Origin of the sequence: Streptomyces sp. NPDC002669 (assembly GCF_042889165.1) — a bacterium.
Taxonomy (GTDB): domain Bacteria; phylum Actinomycetota; class Actinomycetes; order Streptomycetales; family Streptomycetaceae; genus Streptomyces.
The window spans coordinates 23675-44650 of sequence record NZ_JBIAQQ010000033.1 but is presented as its reverse complement, the minus strand read 5'-3'; the positions used below and the strand labels follow the sequence as shown (position 1 = coordinate 44650).

17 protein-coding genes and 1 riboswitch are annotated in these 20976 nt (G+C 73.4%); of the genes, 6 read left to right on the top strand and 11 right to left on the bottom strand.

Annotation, left to right across the window (positions count from 1 at the left end):
• Positions 1-4: 4 nt before the first annotated feature.
• Entirely contained in the window at positions 5-595 is a 591-nt protein-coding gene (locus ACFYW1_RS33880; protein ID WP_389002104.1) for a TetR/AcrR family transcriptional regulator, read from the bottom strand.
• 95 nt (positions 596-690) lie between these two features.
• On the opposite strand from ACFYW1_RS33880, the gene ACFYW1_RS33875 reads away from it, so the two are divergent.
• Positions 691-1848, top strand: coding sequence for an FAD-dependent monooxygenase (locus ACFYW1_RS33875; RefSeq protein ID WP_389002101.1), 1158 nt, complete (start codon positions 691-693; stop codon positions 1846-1848).
• A 12-nt stretch (positions 1849-1860) separates the two neighbouring features.
• Here the strand turns inward: ACFYW1_RS33875 and ACFYW1_RS33870 are convergent, their stop codons facing one another.
• The 3 genes from ACFYW1_RS33870 to ACFYW1_RS33860 form a co-directional block, all read right to left on the bottom strand.
• Entirely contained in the window at positions 1861-2352 is a 492-nt protein-coding gene (locus tag ACFYW1_RS33870; protein WP_389002098.1) for a transglycosylase SLT domain-containing protein, read from the bottom strand.
• A 4-nt stretch (positions 2353-2356) separates the two neighbouring features.
• Positions 2357-2543: riboswitch (cyclic di-AMP (ydaO/yuaA leader) on the bottom strand.
• A 366-nt stretch (positions 2544-2909) separates the two neighbouring features.
• On the bottom strand, positions 2910-3581 hold the full coding sequence (locus ACFYW1_RS33865; RefSeq protein WP_389002095.1) for a DUF305 domain-containing protein: 672 nt from the start codon (positions 3579-3581) through the stop codon (positions 2910-2912).
• Between the two features lie 98 nt (positions 3582-3679).
• Complete coding sequence (locus ACFYW1_RS33860; RefSeq protein ID WP_389002092.1) at positions 3680-4201, bottom strand: hypothetical protein; 522 nt, start codon at positions 4199-4201, stop codon at positions 3680-3682.
• A gap of 121 nt (positions 4202-4322) precedes the next feature.
• Here ACFYW1_RS33860 and ACFYW1_RS33855 point away from each other — a divergent pair, with 121 nt between their 5' ends.
• Positions 4323-5585, top strand: a complete 1263-nt coding sequence (locus ACFYW1_RS33855; protein ID WP_389002089.1) for an APC family permease — start codon at positions 4323-4325, stop codon at positions 5583-5585.
• Positions 5586-5632: 47 nt separating this feature from the next.
• Here ACFYW1_RS33855 and ACFYW1_RS33850 read toward each other — a convergent pair whose 3' ends face one another.
• Both ACFYW1_RS33850 and ACFYW1_RS33845 read right to left on the bottom strand, forming a co-directional pair.
• Positions 5633-6184 carry a DinB family protein gene (locus ACFYW1_RS33850; protein ID WP_389002086.1) on the bottom strand — a complete coding sequence of 184 codons (552 nt, stop codon included), beginning with the start codon at positions 6182-6184 and terminating at the stop codon, positions 5633-5635.
• Positions 6185-6266: 82 nt separating this feature from the next.
• On the bottom strand, positions 6267-8267 hold the full coding sequence (locus ACFYW1_RS33845) for a heavy metal translocating P-type ATPase (RefSeq protein WP_389002083.1): 2001 nt from the start codon (positions 8265-8267) through the stop codon (positions 6267-6269).
• A gap of 102 nt (positions 8268-8369) precedes the next feature.
• On the opposite strand from ACFYW1_RS33845, the gene ACFYW1_RS33840 reads away from it, so the two are divergent.
• Positions 8370-8774, top strand: coding sequence for an ArsR/SmtB family transcription factor (locus tag ACFYW1_RS33840; RefSeq protein ID WP_389002080.1), 405 nt, complete (start codon positions 8370-8372; stop codon positions 8772-8774).
• A gap of 36 nt (positions 8775-8810) precedes the next feature.
• Here ACFYW1_RS33840 and ACFYW1_RS33835 read toward each other — a convergent pair whose 3' ends face one another.
• Positions 8811-9635 carry an alpha/beta fold hydrolase gene (locus ACFYW1_RS33835; RefSeq protein ID WP_389002077.1) on the bottom strand — a complete coding sequence of 275 codons (825 nt, stop codon included), beginning with the start codon at positions 9633-9635 and terminating at the stop codon, positions 8811-8813.
• Between the two features lie 57 nt (positions 9636-9692).
• Between ACFYW1_RS33835 and ACFYW1_RS33830 the strand changes: the two genes are divergently transcribed.
• The 3 genes from ACFYW1_RS33830 (at position 9693) to glpK (ending at position 12785) form a co-directional block, all read left to right on the top strand.
• The gene (locus tag ACFYW1_RS33830) at positions 9693-10172 is read left to right on the top strand and encodes a MarR family winged helix-turn-helix transcriptional regulator (protein WP_389002074.1); all 480 of its coding nucleotides are present in this window, start codon (positions 9693-9695) and stop codon (positions 10170-10172) included.
• 168 nt (positions 10173-10340) lie between these two features.
• Complete coding sequence (locus ACFYW1_RS33825; protein WP_389002071.1) at positions 10341-11186, top strand: MIP/aquaporin family protein; 846 nt, start codon at positions 10341-10343, stop codon at positions 11184-11186.
• Positions 11187-11267: 81 nt separating this feature from the next.
• Positions 11268-12785: a glycerol kinase GlpK gene (glpK, locus tag ACFYW1_RS33820; protein WP_389002068.1), complete on the top strand. Its 1518-nt coding sequence runs from the start codon at positions 11268-11270 to the stop codon at positions 12783-12785.
• A gap of 60 nt (positions 12786-12845) precedes the next feature.
• On the opposite strand, the gene ACFYW1_RS33815 is transcribed toward glpK, so the two are convergent.
• Genes ACFYW1_RS33815 through ACFYW1_RS33800 form a run of 4 tightly spaced genes read right to left on the bottom strand, consistent with a single transcriptional unit; the run spans position 12846 to position 20975 of the window.
• Complete coding sequence (locus ACFYW1_RS33815) at positions 12846-15119, bottom strand: M20/M25/M40 family metallo-hydrolase (RefSeq protein WP_389002065.1); 2274 nt, start codon at positions 15117-15119, stop codon at positions 12846-12848.
• Positions 15116-16870 carry an amino acid adenylation domain-containing protein gene (locus ACFYW1_RS33810; RefSeq protein ID WP_389002062.1) on the bottom strand — a complete coding sequence of 585 codons (1755 nt, stop codon included), beginning with the start codon at positions 16868-16870 and terminating at the stop codon, positions 15116-15118. The genes ACFYW1_RS33815 and ACFYW1_RS33810 overlap by 4 nt, the downstream gene beginning before the upstream one ends.
• Positions 16867-20163: an amino acid adenylation domain-containing protein gene (locus ACFYW1_RS33805; protein WP_389002059.1), complete on the bottom strand. Its 3297-nt coding sequence runs from the start codon at positions 20161-20163 to the stop codon at positions 16867-16869. The genes ACFYW1_RS33810 and ACFYW1_RS33805 overlap by 4 nt, the downstream gene beginning before the upstream one ends.
• A complete protein-coding gene (locus ACFYW1_RS33800) occupies positions 20160-20975 on the bottom strand; it encodes a class I SAM-dependent methyltransferase (RefSeq protein WP_389002056.1) in 816 nt (271 codons plus the stop codon). Before ACFYW1_RS33800 ends, ACFYW1_RS33805 begins: the two co-directional genes overlap by 4 nt.
• Position 20976 lies beyond the last annotated feature (1 nt).

Here is a 20976-nt window from a genome sequence, read left to right as displayed (position 1 = left end):
AGTTTTACGGAGCCGAAGGTTCACCGCCCGCTGCGGGCTCCCGCAGGGCGGCGGCGACCAGTCCCGCGATCTCGTCCCCCGGCACGTCGCCGCCGCTCACCAGCCGGTCGAAGACCAGCCCGTCCACGCAGGCCAGCAGGGTGAGGGTGCGCCCCTCGGCGTCCGCCACGCCCCGTGCGTCCAGGAACTCCCGCACGATCTCCCGGGCCGCGTTCCGGCGCGGTACGAGGATCTCGCGCAGTTCCGGATGGCGCACGCTCTCGACCGCGCACGCGTAGCGGGCGAGCGACCGTCGCCGCCCCTCCCCGGTGAGCCGTCCCGCGACGAACGCGGCGAGCCCGTCCGCGAGTTCACCGGGGGTCCGCGGCACCGGGGTCCGCTCCCCCGCCGTTCGCAGCTCCGCCTGGTCCCGTTCGACGAGCCGCCGGACGAGGCCGGTGAGCAGGGCACGGCGGGTGCGGAAGTAGGCCGAGGTGGTGCCCGGGGGAAGGCCCGCCGCCCGGTCCACGGCCCGGTGGGTCAGTCCGCGCATCCCCTCGTCGGCCAGCACCTCGATGGCCGCGTCGGCGAGAACGGTGCGTCGATCGGTACTCATCCCCTCTTTCTACACCTGTAGAGGCGGCGTAGCACTCTCCTTCTACAGGTGTAGAAGACCGAGTGCGTGGCGGTACGGCGCGGAAGAGGGGCGGCATGGGCGGCAGTGCGGTGGTGGTCGGCGGGGGCATCGGCGGGCTGGCCGCCGCGATCGGACTGCGCCGGGCCGGCTGGAGGACGACCGTCGTCGAACGCGGCGCCGGACCGGACGACGCGGGCGCGGGCATCTCCCTGCATGCGAACGGCATCCGCGCACTGGACGCCCTCGGGGTCGGGGCCGCGGTGCGCGCGGCCGCCCGGCCCCAGTACACCGGCGGCACCCGCACCCCGGACGGACGTCTGCTGGCACGCATGGACGGGGCGGCGCTGGAGCGCGAACTGGGCACCCCGATCATGGGCATCCCCCGGGCCGTGCTGCACCGGCTGCTGCGCGCGGCGCTGCCCGCCGGGGTTCTGGTCACCGGGGCCGAGGTGACCTCGGTCGACCGCTCCGACGCCTCCCGGGTCCGGCTCGCCGCGGGCGATGCCGTGCTCGACGCGGATCTGGTCGTGGCCGCCGACGGCGTGAACAGCCGCCTGCGCGCACAGCTCTTCCCCGAGCACCCCGGTCCGGTCCACAGCGGTTCGACGGTGCTGCGCGCCATCACGGAGTCGCCGGTGGAGCTGGACACCGACTTCGAGCTGACCTGGGGCCGGGGGGCCGAGTTCGGCCACATCGTGTTCGCGGACGGCCGGGCCGAGTGGCACGCGGTGTTCAACTCGCCCGCCGGGGTGCGTCATCCGGACCCGCTCGCCGAGGTCCGCCGCCGGTTCGGCGACTGGCACGACCCCGTTCCGGCCCTGCTGGCGGCGACCCGGCCGGGCGCCGTGCTGCACCACGACGTCAACGAGCTGGTCACCCCGCTGCCCTCCTACGCGGTCGGGCGGGTCGCCCTCCTCGGCGACGCCGCCCACGCGATGACCCCGAACCTCGGCCAGGGCGCCTGCCAGGCGCTGGAGGACGCGGTGTCGCTGGCCGCCGCGCTCCGCGCCGGGCCCTGCGTGGAATCGGCGCTCCGCCGTTACGACGCCGAGCGCCGCCCCCGCAGCCAGTCGGTCGCGAGGGCGGCCCGTCGGGCCGGCCGGATGGGGCAGCAGCTGTCGCATCCGGTGGCGGTCGCACTGCGCGACGCGGCGCTGCGGCTGGCCCCGTCGCGGGTCACCGTCCGCGCCGTCCTGCGGCACGCCGACTGGACGCCCCCGCGGCCGGACTGACCGGGCGGTACGTCAGTAGGCCCCGTTGACGTTGTCGATGGAGCCGTACCTGGCGGCGGCGTAGTTGCACGCCGCCGTGATGTTGGCGACCGGGTCGTAGCTGTCCATCGACGTACCGGGCACGTGGTAGGCGCGGAACGTGGGGTCGATGATCTGGAGAAGCCCCTTGGAGGGTGTGCCAGCGGCGGCGTTGGAGTCCCAGTTGTTGATGGCCCGGGGGTTGCCGGAGGACTCGCGCATGATGTTGCGGTGGATGCCCTCGTAGCTGCCGGGGATGCCGTGCCGGGCCATGACGGCCAGCGACTCCTTGATCCAGCCGTCCAGGTCGTTCGTGTACGTCGCGGACTGCGCGACGGCCACGCCGGTGGACTGCGCCGGTGTCGCCGACGCCGTTCCGGCGACGGCGAGCGGGAGCACGAGGGCGGCCACGCCCGTGCCCACGGCGATGAGGCCCCGGACCTGCGGGACGGGCCTGCGACGACGGTACGCGCCCTTTGCGAGCATGGTGAATTCCTCTCCGTCGCCTACGAGGTGAGCTGTCGGGTTCGGGCTGGAGATGCCCGGCCGCACACGTATGCGGCTTCACCCCGAGCCGTTCCGGATACCGGACCGGCGGCTTGCCTGGGTCCCCCGTTCCTGCCGTGCACGAGTGAGTCGGATTGCCGGACGGCGGCAGGATTCGGCGTTCCGTCCGGATTGACGGTGACCGTAGGCGAGAAACACCGAAAGGAACAAGACCTCGAATTCCGCACGCAATTCATTCGCAAGATCGAATGGCAGAGAATTCAGTAACGCACTTCACACCGAACGGCCGAATTCCCTTGCGGGGAAAGGGAACCGGCCCGTGCGGGTCGACATCGCGGGCAGCAGGCGTGATACGCGCCACTTAATCACAAAAGGTGCATTTCCAATGCCATCAAAGCTGGGCAAAAGGTATAGAAACTCCCCTATTGCCCAGCAAGTGAAACGGGGCAGAACGCCCGCGAGTTCACGCGTTCCTCGCCCGGATGAGGAACGCGGGGAGTGCGGCCCCGCTCGGCGGGGCCGCACTCCTTTCGGGATCAGAACCTTTCGAGGATCTTGTTCATCTGCTCGATCTCGGCGGTCTGGGCCGTCACGACGGCCTCGGCGAGCTTCTTCGCCTCGGCGTTGTCGCCCTTCTTCTGCTCGTCCTCGGCCATGGTGACCGCGCCCTGATGGTGGGCGATCATGAGCTGGGCGAACTTCTTGTCGAAGTCCTTGCCCTTGGCCGCCTTCAGGTCGTCCATGTCCTTGTCGGACATCATTCCGGGCATTCCCGCACCGTCCGAGCCGTGATCCATTCCGGGCATGTCACCCATCGGGGCTTCCGGCAGCGGCTTGCCCCACGACTTCAGCCAGCCCTTCATCGTGTTGATCTCGGGGTCCTGGGCCTTCTCGATCGCGGTGGCCAGCTTCTTGATCTCGGTGTCGGCGGCACGGCCGTCGGCCAGCTTCGCCATCTCGATGGCCTGCTGGTGGTGCGGGATCATCTCCTGCGCGAACTTCACGTCCGCGTCGTTGAACGCACCGCCCCCGGCGGCCGGCGCGGAGGCGCTGCCGGATCCGTGGTTCATGCCGGGCATGGACGAGCCGTCGGACTTCGTGTCGTCGGAGGAGCCGCACGCCGTGAGCGCCAGGGCGAGGGCGGCGACGGTACCGGCGGTCGCGAGTACGCGACGGCGACGGACAGCGGGGGACAGGGAAACGCGCATGCTGGGTTCTTTCCAGGTGGACGCGCCACGTCGGTGGCACGCGGAACGAATGGGCCGTCCGACCGGTCCGGCCGCGGTGGGCCCGGACCGGCGGCCCCTCACGTCCGCGCGACACACACCTGGAGCAGCAGGTCCCTGCCGCCGAACGGCGGCCCCCGTCGTTCCGGACCGCGCACGGCCGCGCGGCGCCCGGTGACGCCCCGGGCCGCCAGGCCCACCAGGCCCAGCGCGAGGAGCAGCGGCAGCACCCGGTCGCGGGTCTGGGTGAACACGCACGACTCACCGCTCGCCGAGGACAGGTCCCCGGCCGCCCGGACGGTGCCGCCCCCGTGCCGCGCGGCGGCATGACCGGCCGGCTCCATGGCTGCGGTTGCGTGACCGGCCGTCTCCATGGGCTCGGCGGGCAGCGGGCCGGACGGCTCCCGGGCCGTCGTCATCGCGTCGTGGCAGCCCCCGGCCGCTCCGACCGGGGCGCCGTGCATGAGGAACAGCCCGCACAGGACGGCGCACAGCACGAGCAGCCGGGACGCTCCCGGTGCACGTGTCGGTCCGCGGTCCACGGCTGCCTCGAACTCCTCGGTCGTACGGGTCCTGCGGTACGGGCCCGACGATACCCCCACCGGGTTTGCCCGTCCCACCGCACCCCCTGCCGGACACCTTGCTCGGCTACCGTGCCCCCGGATCGAGCGCCCCGGCCGTCCGCGGACCTCCCGCACGGGGTGACCGGCAGGGAGTGGAACGATGAACGCATCGGCGGGAACAGGCGGGTTGAGGCGCCGTCTGGGCGTGTTCGACGCCGTGGTGATCGGCCTGGGCTCGATGATCGGGGCAGGCGTCTTCGTCGCGCCGGCGCCCGCCGCGGGCGCGGCCGGGTCGGGTCTGCTGATCGGCCTGGGCCTGGCGGCGGTGGTGGCCTACTGCAACGCGACGTCCTCCGCGCGGCTGGCCGCCCGCCACCCGGAGTCCGGCGGCACCTACGTGTACGGGAGGGAGCGCCTCGGCGACTTCTGGGGTCACCTCGCCGGTTGGGGCTTCGTCGTCGGCAAGACGGCTTCCTGCGCGGCGATGTCACTGGTCGTCGGTTCCTACGTGTGGCCCGGCCGGGAGCACGAGGTGGCCGTCGCCGCGGTGGTGGCGCTGACCGCCCTCAACTGCGTCGGTGTGCACAGGTCCGCCCGGCTGACCCGGGTGGTCGTCGCCTTCGTCCTCGCCGTCCTCGCGGCGGTGGTCACCGCCGGGCTCGGCGGCGGCACCGCGGACGCCGGGCGCCTGGCCGTCGGTGCGGACGCCACGGCCGGGGGTGTGCTCCGGGCGGCCGGTCTGCTGTTCTTCGCGTTCGCGGGCTATGCGCGGATCGCCACGCTCGGGGAGGAGGTCCGCGACCCGCGGCGCACCATCCCCCGGGCGATCCCCCTCGCACTGGGCATCGCCCTGTTCGTCTACGCGGCCGTCGCCGTCACCCTGCTCGCCGTCCTGGGCCCCGACCGCCTCGCCCATTCCCCGGCGCCGCTGGCCGAGGCCGCGCGCGCTGCGGGGGCGCCCGGTCTGGTGCCCGTGGTCCGGGCCGGTGCGGCCGTCGCCGCGCTCGGCTCACTGCTCGCGCTCGTCCTGGGCGTTTCACGCACCGTCCTGGCCATGGCCCGTGACCGTCATCTGCCGCACGTCCTGGCCGCGGTGCACCCGCGCTTCGGCGTCCCCCACCGGGCGGAGCTCGTCGTGGGTGCCGTGGTCGCCGTGGTCGCCGCCACCGCGGACGTCCGGGCAGCGATCGGCTTCTCGTCCTTCGGCGTCCTCGTGTACTACGCCGTCGCCAACGCCGCCGCCTGGACGCTCGGCCCCGACGAGGGCCGGCCGCCCCGCGCCGTGCCCGTCATCGGTCTGACGGGCTGTCTGCTGCTCGCCTTCGCGCTGCCGTCGGCGTCGGTCGTCCCCGGTGTCGCGGTGCTGGTGGCCGGGGCCGTGGCGTACGGCGTGCGCGGGGCCCTCGGGCGCGCCCGTCGGTGACGGGCTCCGGCGGGACGGGCCGCCCGCCGGACCGTCGGGCGCGGTCGTCAGCGCGGCGGGTCCTCCCCGACCAGGCCGTCCACCGACTCCCGGATGAGGTCGGCGTGGCCGACGTGCCGGGCGTACTCCTCGATCATGTCGATCAGGATCCGTCGCACGCTGGGCGATTCGCCGCCGGGCGTGGTGTACCGGCCCAGGCTTCCCGGGCCGCCGTCGGCCAGTGCCCCGGCGACCAGGGCGCGGGAGCGGGCCACGGCGTCCTGCCAGAGCGTCAGCAACTCCTCGGGGGTGTCATCGGCTGCCGATGTCCAGTCCCAGTCGGGCCGGGCCTCCCAGTCCACGGCGTCCCACGGCGCTCCCGGTTTCCGCGCGAGCAGCAGCCGGGCGAAATGCGTGTCCTCGACGTGGGCCATGTGCTTGAGCAGCCCGCCCAGGGTGACCGTGGACGAGCCGAGGGTGGCCCGCAGACCGGCCGCGTCCAGCCCTCCGCACTTCCATGCCAGGGTGGCCCGCTGGCGTTCCAGCGAACCGATGAGGGTGGCGGCCTCGTCGCCCGCGAGCGGGGGTTCCGGGAAGACCGATGCGTTGTCATCACTCATGGCGGGCAGGGTACGTTCCCGCACCGACAGTCCGGTGATCCCCGGCCCGCCCGCCCGGTGGCCCACGGTGTTCGGCGGTGGATCAGGCGGTGGCGCCATCGCTCCGGCGAAGGGCGTCCGCCTCGCGGGTCCAGGCAGCGTCGCGCAGCAGGCGCAGGCCGTTGAGTCCGACGAGGACCGTGGAGCCCTCGTGCCCGGCGACGCCCAGCGGGAGCGGCAGCGTGCCCACCAGGTCCCAGATGACGAGTCCGGTGATGAACACGCCCGCGATCACGAGGTTCTGCACCACGAGGCGGCGGCAGCGGCGCGAGAGGGCCACGGCGGTGGGTACGGCGGCGAGTTCGTCGCGGACGACGACGGCGTCGGCGGTCTCCAGGGCGAGGTCGGAACCCGCCCGGCCCATGGCGATGCCCGTGTGGGCCGCGGCCAGCGCCGGGGCGTCGTTGACCCCGTCGCCGACCACGAGCACCTTCCGGCCGGCGCCCTCCAGTTCCTCGACGGCGTGGACCTTGTCCTGGGGCAGCAGGCCGGCCCGGACGTCGTCGATCCCGGCTTCGGCTCCCAGGCGGGCGGCGGCGCGCGGGTTGTCGCCGGTGAGCAGTACCGGCGCGCTGCCGGTGAGGCCGGTGAGGCGTTCGACGGTGGTGCGGGCGTCCGCGCGCAGGCGGTCGGCGATGCCGAGGACGCCGACGGGTGTGCCGTCGAGGACGACGAGCACGGCGGTGCGGCCGTCCTCCTCCAGGCGTGCGGCGAGTTCGGCCGCCTCCTCCTCGTGGCCGGTGGTGGTGACGGGCAGCCGGGCGGGGGCTCCGACGGCGACCGTGCGGCCGTCCACGGTGGCGGTGACGCCGGTGCCGGGTGCCGAGGCGAAGTCCTCGGCGGCGGGCAGGTCGAGCCCCCGGGTCCGGGCGGCTTCGGTGACGGCGCGGGCGAGGGGGTGTTCGCTGGGGTGTTCGGCGGCCGCCGCCAGGGCGAGCAGGGCGTCCTCGGTCAGGCCCGGGCCGGCGAGCGGGCGGATGTCGGTGAGGCGGGGAGTGCCCTCGGTCAGGGTGCCGGTCTTGTCGAGGGCCACGGCGTCGACCTGGCCGAGGCGCTCCATCACCACGGCCGACTTGATCAGCACCCCGTGCCGTCCGGCGTTCGCGATCGCGGAGAGCAGCGGCGGCATGGTGGCCAGGACCACGGCGCACGGCGAGGCGACGATCATGAAGGTCATCGCCCGCAGCAGCGTCGGCTGCAGGGCCGCGCCGAAGGCCAGGGGCAGTGCGAACAGGGCGACGGTGGCCGCCACCATGCCGATCGAGTAGCGCTGCTCGACCTTCTCGATGAACAGCTGGGTGGGCGCCTTCGTGCCGGACGCCTCCTCGACCATGGCGACGATCCGGGCGATCACCGAATCGGACGGGTCGCGTTCCACGGCCACCCGCAGCGCCCCGGTGCCGTTCAGGGTTCCCGCGAAGACCTCGGCGCCCGGTTCCTTGGGCGCCGGCAGCGGTTCGCCGGTGATGGTCGCCTGGTCCACCTCGCTCGTTCCGTCGAGCACCCGGCCGTCGGCCCCGACGCGCTCGCCGGGACGTACCAGGATCACGTCCCCGACCCGCAGTTCCCGCGCGGGAACGGTCTCCTCGGCACCGTCGGCGAGCAGGCGGGTGGCCGTGTCGGGCGCGAGGTCGAGCAGTCCGCGCACCGAGTCCGCCGTCCGGGCGGTGGCGAATGCCTCCAGGGCGCCCGAGGTGGCGAAGATGACGATCAGCAGGGCGCCGTCCAGCACCTGTCCGATCGCGGCCGCGCCGAGGGCGGCGACCACCATCAGCAGGTCCACGTCCAGCGTCTTCTCCCGGAGCGCCTTCAGGCCCTCCCGGCCCGGCTCCCAGCCGCCCGCGGCGTAGGTGAGCGCGTACAGCGGGCCCCAGGTCCACCACGGCGCGCCGAGCAGGTGCAGGGGCAGGGCCGTCAGGAACAGGGCCAGGGCGCCGGCGGCCCAGCGGACCTCGCCCAGGGCCAGGAGGCGGGTGCGGCGGGCGGCGACCGCGTCCCGGACGGGACCGGCGGGCGGGGCCGGACGGGTGAGGGTGAAAGACATGGGCGGTGATCCTCCACGCGAGCGGGCGGAGCGGTTCGACCTCCGCACCATACAGGATCACATGAACACTCATTCATGTATACATCTCCGTAGGATGAGCGCATGGGCCACGGAGCTGACGCGAACACTGCCGCCACCGCGCGCGAGCGCCTCGACGCGGTGGGGGCCACGGATGTGGCGTCCACCCTCCAGGCCCTCGCCACTCCGTCCCGGCTGCGCATCCTCGCCCGCCTCCAGGAGGGCCCCTGCCCCGCGACGGAACTCGCGGACGCGGTCGGCATGGAGCAGTCCGCCTGCTCCCACCAGCTGCGGCTGCTGCGCAACCTCGGCCTGGTCACGGGCGAGCGCCGGGGCCGCTCGGTGATCTACGCCCTGTACGACAACCATGTGGCCGAACTGCTCGACCAGGCCCTCTTCCACGTCGAGCACCTGCGTCTGGGCCTCCACGACGCCCCGTCGCAGGCCGTCGCGGGGGCCGATGACGCGGCACCCTCCCCCGTCGGCTGAGTCCGCGGGCCCCGCCGCCCTCCCCCGCCGTCCGCGTCATCCGGCGGGCACGGCCGCCAGGAAGTCGCGGAGGATCTCGCCGAAGGCGTCCGGCCGTTCCATGTTGGGGTAGTGGGCGGCGCCCTCGACGGTCGCCTCGCGCCCGTCGGCGACCGTTTCCACCAGGCGCCGGGCCATGGCGAGGTGGTCGGCCGAGTCGACGGAGCCGTGGACGGCCAGCACCGGGACCTCGATCCCCGCCGCCCGCGCCCAGGTGCCGGGGACCGGAACGCGCAGGTCCGGCTCGTCGGCCCGGTGCTTGGACAGCGTCCGGAAGGTCATGTCGCGCAGCCGCCGCACGACGGCGCGGTCGACGGCGTCGAGCGTGCGGTGCGGGCCCGCGGCGAAGAGCATGAAGGCGTCGACCCAGCCCTCCACATCGCCCTCGCCCAGGGCGCGGACCTGTGCGGCCAGGACCTCCTTGGACCAGGGGTCGTGGAACTCGGGCTCGCTCGTGGCCGCGCCGCTGACGACCAATGCGCGGACCAGGTCCGGGTGTTCGAGCGCGGTGTCGACCGCGGTGGCCGCGCCCATCGACACCCCGGCCAGGACGGCGGGCCCGGCGTCGAGCCGGCGCAGCAGCGCGGCCAGGTCGTCCGTGTGCCGGAACGGCTCGCTCGCGTTGGACGATCCCCCGTGCCCACGGGCGTCCGGCACGATCACCCGGTGGGTCCGGGCGAGGTCCGGCACCTGGTCGTCCCACATCCCGTGGTCCAGGAAGCCGCCGTGCAGCAGCACCAGCAGCGGGCCGCGCCCGGCGTCGCGGTACACGAGAGGGCCGTCCCCGGTCTCGAAGGAAGTCAGGTCGGAAGCAGCAGTCATGACAACCAAGGTGCCATTCGTCCGACGGCTTGGCAACCAAGGTGTCATGATGGCCGAGTGACCGAATCCGAACGCCCCCTGCCTCCCGAGGAGCTCGCCCGGCGACTCACGGAGGTCTTCGCCCTGGTCGGCCCGCTCTACCGGCGTGTGCAGCGCAAGGTGGAACAGAACGCCCCGATCGAGGGCCTGTCCGTCGGTGTGCGCGCCGTCCTGGACCTGCTGCACGAGAACGGGCCCATGACGGTCCCGCAGATGGGGCGCGCGCAGGCGCTGAGCCGGCAGTTCGTGCAGCGCATGGTCAACGACGCCGCGGCGGCGCGGCTCGTCGAGGCCGTTCCCAACCCGGCCCACCAACGGTCGCCGCTGATCCGCCCGACCGAGGCCGGCCGGGCGGCGATCACCTCCGCGCTCGCCCGCGAGCAGTCCCTGCTGCGCCAGGTGGGCGGGGATCTCACCGATGCCGAAGTGACGGCCTGCGTGCGGGTGCTCGGCAACATGGTGAAGCTCTTCGACCACGTCGACGTGGACTGCCCATAGGGCGTGTTCCGCGCGCCCCGCCCGGGCGGCAACGCCCCGGCCGCACCGCGATCCGGCGCGCACCCCCGGGGGTCGCACCACCGAGTGCGGATTCAATTGCCCCCGTTTACGCTCATATCTGGATCTATGCCGCAGAGGTCGTGAATCGACAGGAAGCGAGATCCCTTCATGGAGCGGCTCAAGCGGTCGGGACTCGTCGGGGAACTCTCCGCGGAGTTCCTCGGCACGATGATCCTCATTCTCTTCGGCTGTGGCGTCGTCGCCCAGGTCGTCGCGGGCGGTGCGCTCACCGACCCGCCGGGCGGCCTCGGCAACCACGACAGCATCGCCTGGGCCTGGGGCCTCGGAGTCACCCTGGGCGTCTACGTGGCGGGCCGGCTGAGCGGGGCCCATCTCAATCCCGCAGTGACCCTCGCGCTCGCCGCCTTCAAGGACTTCCCCTGGAGAAAAGTGGCGCCCTACTCCATCGCCCAGTTCGCAGGCGCGTTCGTCGCGGCGCTGCTGGTGCGCTGGAACTACACGGAGGCACTGGCGAAGGCCGACCCCGGGCACACCCTCAAGACGCAGATCGTGTTCTCCACCCTGCCCGCCAACGGGAACACCGCACTCCCGGTGCACGAGTGGGGGGCCTTCCGGGACCAGGTCATCGGCACGGCGATCCTCGTACTGCTGATCTTCGCCGTCACCGACCTCCTCAACAACCCGCCGGGCGCCAATCTCGGCCCGTTCGTCGTGGGGCTCATCGTGGTGGCCATCGGCATGGCGTTCGGCACCAACGCCGGGTACGCCATCAATCCGGCCCGTGACCTCGGGCCCCGGCTCGCGAGCTTCCTCACCGGCTACGGAGGGGCATGGCGCGACCAGTACGGAAACCTCTACTTCTGGGTGCCGATCGTGGGCCCGCTCATCGGCGGCCTGGTGGGGGCGTTCTTCTACAAGGTCTTCATCACCCGGTTCCTGCCCTCGCCGGAACCGGAGCCGGAGGGGACCCTCCCCGTACCGCCGGAGAAGTGACACCCGGTGAAGAGACGGCACCCGGTGGAGCAGTGACACCCGGCGCCCTCACCGGCCCCGATCCAGGAGAGGAAGCACGCCATGGCGGACTTCATCGGCGCGGTGGACCAAGGCACCACCAGCAGCCGCTTCATGATCTTCGATCACGACGGAAACGAAGTGGCCAAGCACCAGTTGGAGCACGAACAGATCCTGCCCCGCCCCGGTTGGGTGGAGCACGACCCGGTGGAGATCTGGGAGCGCACCAACTCGGTGATGCAGAACGCCCTGCGCGCCGGGGGCCTGAGCGGCACGGACCTCGATGCCATCGGGATCACCAACCAGCGCGAGACGACCGTCGTGTGGGACCCGCGCACCGGCCGCCCGTACTGCAACGCCATCGTGTGGCAGGACACCCGTACCGACGCGATCGCCCAGACCCTGGAGAACGAGGGCCACGGCGAGGTCATCCGGCGCAAGGCGGGGCTCCCCCCGGCCACGTACTTCTCCGGCGGGAAGATCAAGTGGATCCTCGACAACGTCGAGGGGGTCCGCGAGGCGGCGGAGCGGGGACACGCGGTGTTCGGGAACACCGACTGCTGGGTGTTGTGGAACCTCACCGGCGGTCCCGACGGCGGCGTCCACGCCACCGACGTGACCAATGCCAGCCGGACGATGCTGATGAACCTGGAGACGCTCGACTGGGACGACGAGCTGCTGGGCATCTTCGGCATCCCCCGCGCGATGCTCCCGGCCATCAACCCCTCCTCCGACCCGGAGGCGTACGGCTGCGCCCGCACCTCCCGCCCCCTGCGGGCCGCGATCCCGATCACCGGGGTGCTCGGCGACCAGCAGGCGGCCACCGTGGGGCAGGTGTGCTTCGAACCGGGCGAGGCGAAGAACACCTACGGCACCGGCAACTTCCTCGTGCTCAACACCGGCACCGAGCTCATCCGGTCGCGGCACGGCCTCCTCACCACGGTCGCCTACCAGTTCGGGAAGAGCCCGGCGGTCTACGCCCTGGAGGGCTCCATCGCGGTCACCGGCTCCGCGGTGCAGTGGCTGCGGGACCAGATGAAGATCATCTCCAACGCCCGCGAGAGCGAGCACCTCGCCCGGACGGTCGAGGACAACGGCGGGATGTACTTCGTGCCGGCCTTCTCCGGCCTCTTCGCCCCGTACTGGCGCTCCGACGCGCGGGGCGCCATCGTGGGCCTGGCCCGGTACAACACCAACGGCCATCTGGCGCGGGCCACCCTGGAGGCCATCTGCTACCAGAGCCGGGACGTGGTGGAGGCGATGGAGCAGGACTCCGGGGTCCACCTCGACGTGCTCAAGGTCGACGGCGGGGTCACGGCCAACGACCTGTGCATGCAGATCCAGGCCGATGTCCTCGGCGTCCCCGTCAGCCGGCCGGTCGTCGCCGAGACGACCGCGCTCGGTGCCGCCTACGCGGCCGGGCTGGCCACCGGGTTCTGGCAGGACCAGGGCGAGTTGCGCGAGCACTGGCAGGAGTCGAAGCGCTGGGAGCCGCAGTGGAGCGAGGAGCGGCGGGCGGAGGGCTACGCGAACTGGAAGCGGGCCGTGGAGCGCACCCTCGACTGGGTCAGCGTGGGGTGACGGTCCGACGGCGCCGTGCGGGCGGGCCCGGCCGGGTCCGTCCGCACGGCGCGTCCGGGCTCAGCCCCCCGCGCGCAGCCCGGCCAGGAGCTGGTAGACGGTCTCGGTGCCCTGCCGCAGCGCCTCGACCCCGATGTGCTCGTCGGTGCCGTGCATGCGCTTGAGCATGTCCCGGTTCACGGTGAACGGGTACATGCCGTACACGGGCACCCGCTGTTCCCGGAACGGCACGGCGCTGGTGACGGCCTCGAACTGGCAGGGGGTGGCCCGTACCCCCGGATGGGTCCGGCGCACGGCGTCCTGCCAGGCGCGGAAGACGTCCGTGTCGTGGTCGGAGTCGGGCGTGGCCAGATAGCCGCGCAGCCGGTCCAGGGCCTGCTGCTCGCTCTCGCCCGGGTTCCCGACGACGGTCAGCTTCGCCCGGTTGCCGATCAGCGAGCGCAGTTCGGCGACGGTGCGTCCGGGGTCCTCGGCCCCGGGCAGGAAGGCGACCCGGAAGTCCGCGGTCGCGGTGCCCGGCACGATGCTCGGGTAGTAGCCGGACTGCGCCGCGGTGAAGGCGAGCGTGGTCCGCAGCATCGCGTTGTGCAGCTCCGGGGTCTCGCTGAGCCGCACCACCGCCTCGCCCGCCCGGTCCCGCTGCTGCTCCGTGCGGGCGTCGAGCATCTCCCTCAGCGCTTCGGCGAAGGGCCGGTCGGTGGTGGCCTCGGCCAGCTCCGCGAAGTACCGCCGGGACAGCGCGTTGGGGCGGATGTGGGCGCGCCACTCCCCCAGCAGGTCGAGCACCTCGCCCAGCCGGACCACCGCCTGTCCGGTGAACGGCTTGGAGGTGTGGGTGGCGTAGGAGGAGGTCTCCAGGCGCAGCAGCAGGGAGCGTTTGTCGTTGCAGGTGAGCGAGGCGATCATGGGCGTCGTGCCGTCGCGCTGGTTGAGCACCCAGCCGCCCTCGGTGACGACCGCGCCCGCCGCCACCCGGCCGGGGTGTTCGGTGAGGAACCAGCGCACGCCGTAGGGGCCCTGTTCCTCGTCGCAGTCGGACCAGAAGACGATGTCGCGGTCGAAGGCCGTGCCCTCGCGGACGTGGCGCAGCAGGGCGGCGACGAAGGCGGCGTTGACGCCCTTCATGTCGAGCGAGCCGCGGCCGTACAGCTTGCCGTCCTCGATCGCACCGGCGAAGGGGTCGGTCCTCCAGGTGTCGCCGATGGCGGGCACCACGTCGGAGTGGCCGAGCAGGACCAGTGGTTCCTTGCGGGCCGGGCCGCCGGCGGGCACGCGGGCGAAGAAGTGGACGTTGCCCTCCTTCGGGGTGGGCACGATCTCGGTGTCGACGCCGGCGGCCCGGAAGAGGTCCTGGAGCATCCGGGCGAGCGGCAGGGTGACCGCGCCGTCGCCGGGGTTGCTGGTGTTCTGCCGGATCATGGCCACGGCCAGGTCCACGGGGTCGGTGGGGTCGCCGTCGAAGACGGCACCGCCCGTCGTGGTGGCGGTGGCGGCCCGCGCCCCGGACGGCGCCGACGCCACCGCGCCGATTCCCAGCACGGTGCCCGCCACCGCCGTCGCCCCGGCGCCGAGCACCGAGCGGCGTGAGGGTCCGCCTCCCGGCAGGCCGTCCAGGCAGGCGGAGAGGACCGCCGCCGGGTTCTCCCGGTGGGCGTAGTGGCCGCCCTCGACGGACGCCATGGTGCACGTGCCGCGGGTCCACTCGGCCCAGCGGCGCACGGTGACCTCGGGCACGTGCGGGTCCTCGGTGGCCCACACCGCGCGCAGGTCGACCTGCGGCAGGGGGCCCCGGCGGCCGTCGTACCCCGCGGCCAGCCGGAGGTCGGCGATCACCGGCGGCAGCAGCACCTCCTCGAACTCGGGGTCCGCCAGCAGTTCCGGGTCGGTCAGTCCGGTCCCGACGACGAAGGCGCGGGCGTCCTCGACGGTGACGTCGTGGCCGTGGCCGTCGAAGTCACCGGGGCACTGCCCGGCCACCGCGCACAGCCGCGCGACCGGCACCCCGGCGTCGAGGAGCCGGCGGCACGTCTCGTACGCCAGCAGCGCCCCGAGGCTGACGCCGATCAGCACCAGCCGCCGCCCGCCGCGCAGTTCGCGGATCCCGGCCGCCACGGCGTCCGCGTAGGCCGTCATGTCGGTGACGGGTTCCTCGTCGACGCGGCTGCCCCGGCCCGGGGGTGTGACGAGCACGAGGGCGGTGTCCTCGGGGAGGCGGCCGTGCCACGGCGCGAACGAGGAACCGTGGGCACCGGTGGGTGCGAAGCAGACGGCGAGGGTGGTGGCCGGGGTGGACCGCGACCGCTCGTCCGGCATGCTCAGCCAGGGGCCGTTCATATCTGCTCCTCCTGCCGGATCTCGCGGCACAGGGCGGCGATGGCGGTGACGGTGGGCGCGCCGAGGATGCGGCGCAGCGGTACCCGGCGGCCCGCCGTGCCCGCGAGCCGGTTGGCGAGCCGCACGGCGAGCAGGGAGTGGCCCCCGGCGTCGAAGAAGTTCTGGTCCGCCGAGGCGGGCGGTGCGCCGAGCAGTTCCTGCCAGAGGGCGGCGACGGCGGCCTCGGTGTCGTCGGCCGGGGTGAATCCGCTCGTCCGTTCCTGTCCGATGCCGGCCACGAGCGTGCGCAGGGCGGCGCGGTCCAGTTTGCCGTTGGTGTTCAGCGGGAGGTGCGGGAGCTGCTGGACGCGGGCGGGCAGCATGTAGTCGGGCAGCCGGTCGCGCAGGTACGCGCGCAGGGCGGCGGGGTCGGTCTCCTCGTCGGAGGTGAGGCAGGCGACGATGCTCGTCCCGTCGTCCGCGCTCTGCGCGTACGCGCCCGCGTCGGTGACGCCGGGCGCCTTGCGCAGGGTGGCCTCGATCTCCTCCAGTTCGACGCGGTAGCCGCGGATCTTGATCTGGTTGTCGGTGCGGCCGGTGATCTCCAGTGCGGAGTCCGGGAGCAGGCGGCCCCGGTCGCCGGTCCGGTAGTGCGTCGCCCCGGTGTCGTCCGTGACGAACCGGCCGTCGCCGTCGCCGCCGACGTAGCCGAGGGCCAGGGGCGGGCCGGAGACCCAGACCTCGCCGGTCACGCCGGGCGGCAGCCGTCGGCCGAGCCGGTCGCGGACCGAGAGCGAGGCGCCCGCGACGGGGCTGCCGACGGGGACGCGTTCGGCGTCGTCCGGCAGGAGGGCGGTGTCGTAGGCGGCGACGTTGGAGGCGGTCTCCGTCATGCCGTAGAGGTTGAGCAGGGTGGCGTCGGGCCAGACCTCGCGAAAGCGCAGGACGGTGGCCACGGGCAGGGTGTCGGCGCCGCTGGTGACCAGGGCGGGCCGGTGTCCGCCGGGGTGTTTCGCGCTCTCCTCCAGGAGTCCGGCGATCAGTTGCGGGGTCAGGAAGAGGTGGGTGATCCGTTCCTGCTCGACGGCGGCGGCGAACAGCACCGGGTCGAGTAGTTCGTCGGTGCCGAGCACCACGGACGGGACGCCCTTCAGCAGTCCGCCCAGCAGTTCCCAGGGCGAGGCGACCAGGGCGAGGGACTTCTGGACGGCGAGCACCGCGTCGGCGGGGAAGGGGTGGTCCCGCCACATCCACTCCAGCCGGCCGCGGACCGAACGGTGGCTGATGCGCACGCCCTTGGGGTTTCCGGTCGTCCCCGACGTGTAGACGACGTGGAACAGCGCGTCGTCGTCGGGCTCCTGCTCGGGTGCCCGGTGCAGCGGCCCCTCGGTGAGGGGGGCGAGGGTGACGCGGGGGGCGTCCAGGGTGGGGAACCGGTCGAGGCCGGGTTCGGCCAGCACGCAGTGCGGTCCGGTCTCCTCCACCATCCGGCGCTGTCGCCGCACGGGGGTGGCGGGGTCCAGCCCGAGGTAGGCGGCGCCGGTCCTCAGCACGGCGAGGACTCCGGCGACGGCGGCGGGGCCGCGCTGGGCGGCGAGGGCCACCAGCGAGCCGGGGCCGGTGCCCCTGGCGACGAGCCGGGCGGCCAGCCGGCCGCTCCACTCGTCGAGTTCGCGGTAGGTGATGTCGGTGCCGGCGTGGCGCAGGGCCACGGCCCCGGGGCGGGCCTCGACCTGTTCGGCGAAGAGTTCCAGCAGGGTCGGCGGGGTCATCGGTGATCGTCTCCGGGCAGCAGATCGAGGGAACGGACGGTGGTGTGCCCCGCGCGCTCCGGGTCGGTGAGGGCCCGCAGCGCGATCAGGGTGGATTGCAGTACGTTGCGGGCGGCCGGGGCGTCGAGCAGTTCCCGCTGGTAGGCGTACTGCAACAGCAGCCGGTCCGGGCCGTGCGGCTGGACGTAGAGGGCGCAGTCGTACTTGGTGTATCCGGTGTCGAGTTCGACGAAGCGGAAGGTGACGTCCGACGCGGTGGTGACGCGTGCCGGGTACGGCAGCATGTTGAGCATGGTCTGGAAGACCGGGGTCGCCGACGAACTGCGGGTCGCGGCGGGCAGCCGTCGCAGTGTCCAGCCGAAGGGGTGGTCGGCCGCGGCGTACGCCTCGTACACCGTCTCCCGCACCTGTGCGGTGAACTCCTCCAGGGTCGCGGCCGGTTCGACGCGCAGCCGCAGTGGCAGCATGGCGAGCACGAAGGCCGGCACCTCGGCGGTCTCCGGTCGTTCCCGGCCCGCCATCGGGGCGCCGACGATCACCTCGTCGGTGTCGCCGTAGTAGCTCAGGGCGAGCGCGTAGGCGGCCAGCAGCGGGACGAACGCGGTGGCGGACGCGGCCAGCGCGGTGGCGCGCAGCCGCCGGGAGAGGGTCTCGTCGAGGACCGTCTCGGTGATCTCGCCCCGGTAGGTGGGGGCGACGGGCCGCTGTTTCTGCTCGATCCGCAGCACCGGGAGGTCCCCGGAGAGCCGGTCGAGCCAGTACTCCCCCGCCTCGGCCACCTCCTCGGTGGCCAGCAGCTCCGTCAGGTGGTCCAGATAGCGGTCGTACCGGGCGGCGCGTTCGGGGTCGGGTCCGGCGGGAGGCCGTTCGTACAGCTCGGCGAGGCGCTGGAAGAGCACGGTGGCGCCCCAGCCGTCGAGGAGCAGTTCGTGCATGGTGACCAGGAGCCGGTGCTGCCCGTCGGGCAGGCGGAACAGTTCGGTCCGCAGGGCCGGTTCGGTCAGGAGGTCGAAGGGCCGGGCCGCCTCCCGGGCGGCCTCGGCGCGGAACTCGTCCGCGGTGACGTCCCGGGCGCGGTCGGGCAGCGGCACCTCCCAGTGCGGGTAGTGGTGCACCACTTCCTGCCCGTCCGCCCCGTCGGTCTCCCGGAACCGGGCGAGCAGCAGCGGGTTCTCGCCGAGCAGCAGGTGCCAGGCCCGCGCCAGCCGTGCCGGGTCCAGGGGGCCGTCGAGTTCCAGGGACCCCTGGTAGCTGTAGTAGGGGCTGAGCGGGTCGAGCCGCCAGTGGAAGTAGACCCCGGCCTGCTGCGGGGTGAGCGGCCGGGTCCGCGGCCGGTCCCCGGGCGGCCCGGCGGGGGCGCCGGCCGGTTGCCGCTCCTCGCGGCCGAGGGCGGCGAGCGCGGCGGGGCTGCCGTCGCGCAGCACGTCGCGCAGGCTCGCGGCCGATCCCGTCCGGCGCAGCGCCGCGACCAGCCGCATGGCCAGCAGCGAGTCGCCGCCCAGTTCCAGGAACCTGTCGTCCCGGCCGACCCGTCCGGTGCCCAGGAGTTCGGCGACGAGGTCCGCGACGGCGCTCTCCGCCGCGCCGCGCGGCGGGATGTACGGCCGGGTCCCGGGGCGGTCGCGGCGCGGCGGCGCGGGCAGGGCCCGGTGGTCCGTCTTGCCGTTGCGGGTGAGCGGGATGCGGGGCAGGACGACGAAGGTGTGGGGCACCATCGGCGCGGGGAGCCGCTCGGCGAGGTGGGCGCGGAGCACCTGCGGGGGTATCTCCTCGCCGACCGGGGTGACGTAGGCGACCAGGCGCGGCGGGGGTGCGGTCGCCGGGGTGTGGGCGCTCTCCCGGGCGACCAGGGCGCCGGTGTCGTCGGGGGTGTGGACGGTGACGGCGCAGGCGGCGACGGAGGGGTGGGTGCCGAGCACCGCCTCGATCTCGGCGAGTTCCATGCGTACGCCGCCGAGCTTGACCTGCCGGTCGACCCGGCCCAGGTACTCCAACTGGCGGTCCGGCAGCACGCGTACGGCGTCGCCGGTGCGGTAGAGGCGTCCGTCGCCGTCGCCGAAGGGGTCGGTGAAGAAGGCCCGGGCGGTGCGGTCCGGGTCGCCCAGGTAGCCGCGGCCCACGACGATCCCGCCGACGAACAGTTCTCCGGCCTCCCCGTGCTCGCAGGCGTGCCATCGCCCGTCCTCCTCGCGCAGCACGTGGAGTTCGGCGTTCCCGATGGGCGAGCCGATCGGCAGGTGGCGCACTCCGTCGGCGGGCGGGCCGAGCACGGCGTGGGTGACGTCGTCCGAGCACTCGGTGGGGCCGTACGCGTTGAGCAGCCGGACGTCCGGCAGGGTGTCGTGCCACCGCCGGGCCAGGGCGGGCGGCAGTTCCTCGCCGGTGGCGATCATCCAGCGCAGTGCGCCGGGCCGGAGGTCCGAGCCCTCCCGTGCGTCGAGGAGGAAGCGGATCAGGGTGGGCACGGTCTCCAGCACCGTGGTTCCGCGTCCGCGCAGTTCCTCCAGCAGCAGGGCGCCGTCCTGGGCCCGCTCGTCGTCGAAGATCTGCACCCGGCCGCCGACGAGCAGCGGGGCGAGCATCTGCCAGACGGAGATGTCGAAGCCCAGCGGTGCGGTCTGGGCCAGCCGGTCGTCCGCGGTCAGTCCGAGGTCGTCGACCTTGGCCCACAGGTGGTTGAGCATGCCCCGGTGCTCGACGATCGCGGCCTTGGGGCGGCCGGTCGACCCCGAGGTGTAGAGGACGTAGCGGATCTCGTCGGGGGCCACGGGGGTCGTCCGGGTGTACGGGACGTCCGCCGGTTCCGGTGCCGTGACGGGTACTCCGGCGGCGCGGGCGCCCTTGACGATTTCCCCGGTGTCCGCCGGTCCGCCGGTGACCAGGGCGAGGACCGCACCGCTGTCGGCGAGCAGGGACTCGACGCGGGCGGCGGGCCAGCCCGCGTCGACCGGCAGGTAGACGGCGCCGAGCAGTTCCAGTGCGAGGAAGGCCGTGACGACGTCGGTGCCGCGCCGTCCGCCGACGGCGACGATCCGCCCCGGCGCGACGCCCTCGGCCGCCAGCCGTGCGGCGGTGCGGCGCGCGCGGTCCGCCAGCTCGGCGTATCCGACGGCCGTTCGCCCGTCGTCGATCGCGGTCCTGGCCGGGTGCTCGGCGGCGTGCCGTTCGACGTAGGAGTGGACTCCTTCGCCCAGTTCGTACGGTTCGCCGCGGGTCAGTGCCGTGGCGCGGGCGCGTTCGCGCGCGCCTTCCGCCAGCGGGAGCACCGGGTACCGCTCGGGCACGCCGGTCACCGGTCCTCCTTCTTCTCCGCGACGACGAGCAGGTATTCGACGGGCACGCCGGTGCCGCGCTCGTCGGTGGTGTGGAATTCCTCGGTCATCTCGGCCATCTCCGCCCGCAGTTCCTTCCACCGCGAGGGCGGCGAGATGGTGTTCCGGGCCGCGATGCAGGGGCCGAAGCAGTTCTCGAAGAAGGTGACCAGGTCGTCGGCCGTGCCGAACGGGTAGAAGAGTTCGCGGCGTTCGGCCGTGACGGTGAAGCCGGGGCCGAGGAGTTCGCCGAGGTAGTCCGGCGACCCCCACAGCATGGGCTGTCCCTGGTGTCCGTTGGGCGAGGCGAAGTAGGCGGAGAGGATCGCCTGGAAGTGCGCGGTCCAGCTGCGGGCCGTCCAGTTGCACATGCCGATCCGGCCGCCGGGCCGCAGCACCCGGGCCATCTCGCCGGCCGCGGCGGTGTGGTCGGGGGCGAACTGGATGCCGTAGGTGGAGGTCACCAGGTCGAACGAGGCGTCGGCGAAGGGGAGTTCCTGGGCGTCGCCGCGGTGCAGGTCCACCTGGACGCCGGCCTGCGCGAACCGTTCGCGCGCGTCGGGGAAGAACTCGTCGGTGAGGTCCAGCCCGGTGACCACGGAGCCGCACAGGGCGGACAGCAGCGCGACGTTGCCGTTGCCGGTGGCGACGTCGAGGTGGGCGGTGCCCGGGGTGGGGGCGAGCCGGTCGACCAGGTCGACGGCGCCGGGCCGCAGCAGGTCGGCGACGTGCCGGTACTCGCCGTACGACCACATGGTGCGGTTGATCTCCTGGATGTTCGGATCGATCGTCACG

Bases quoted from the DNA above. Each gene is read 5' to 3' on its own strand.
- glpK (WP_389002068.1), top strand. From the start codon at position 11,268: ATGGCGGACTTCATCGGCGCGGTGGACCAAGGCACCACCAGCAGCCGC.
- ACFYW1_RS33865 (WP_389002095.1), bottom strand. From the start codon at position 3,581: ATGCGCGTTTCCCTGTCCCCCGCTGTCCGTCGCCGTCGCGTACTCGCG.
- ACFYW1_RS33850 (WP_389002086.1), bottom strand. From the start codon at position 6,184: ATGAGTGATGACAACGCATCGGTCTTCCCGGAACCCCCGCTCGCGGGC.
- ACFYW1_RS33880 (WP_389002104.1), bottom strand. From the start codon at position 595: ATGAGTACCGATCGACGCACCGTTCTCGCCGACGCGGCCATCGAGGTG.
- ACFYW1_RS33825 (WP_389002071.1), top strand. From the start codon at position 10,341: ATGGAGCGGCTCAAGCGGTCGGGACTCGTCGGGGAACTCTCCGCGGAG.
- ACFYW1_RS33870 (WP_389002098.1), bottom strand. From the start codon at position 2,352: ATGCTCGCAAAGGGCGCGTACCGTCGTCGCAGGCCCGTCCCGCAGGTC.
- ACFYW1_RS33835 (WP_389002077.1), bottom strand. From the start codon at position 9,635: ATGACTGCTGCTTCCGACCTGACTTCCTTCGAGACCGGGGACGGCCCT.
- ACFYW1_RS33855 (WP_389002089.1), top strand. From the start codon at position 4,323: ATGAACGCATCGGCGGGAACAGGCGGGTTGAGGCGCCGTCTGGGCGTG.
- ACFYW1_RS33815 (WP_389002065.1), bottom strand. From the start codon at position 15,119: ATGAACGGCCCCTGGCTGAGCATGCCGGACGAGCGGTCGCGGTCCACC.
- ACFYW1_RS33875 (WP_389002101.1), top strand. From the start codon at position 691: ATGGGCGGCAGTGCGGTGGTGGTCGGCGGGGGCATCGGCGGGCTGGCC.
- ACFYW1_RS33845 (WP_389002083.1), bottom strand. From the start codon at position 8,267: ATGTCTTTCACCCTCACCCGTCCGGCCCCGCCCGCCGGTCCCGTCCGG.
- ACFYW1_RS33810 (WP_389002062.1), bottom strand. From the start codon at position 16,870: ATGACCCCGCCGACCCTGCTGGAACTCTTCGCCGAACAGGTCGAGGCC.
- ACFYW1_RS33840 (WP_389002080.1), top strand. From the start codon at position 8,370: ATGGGCCACGGAGCTGACGCGAACACTGCCGCCACCGCGCGCGAGCGC.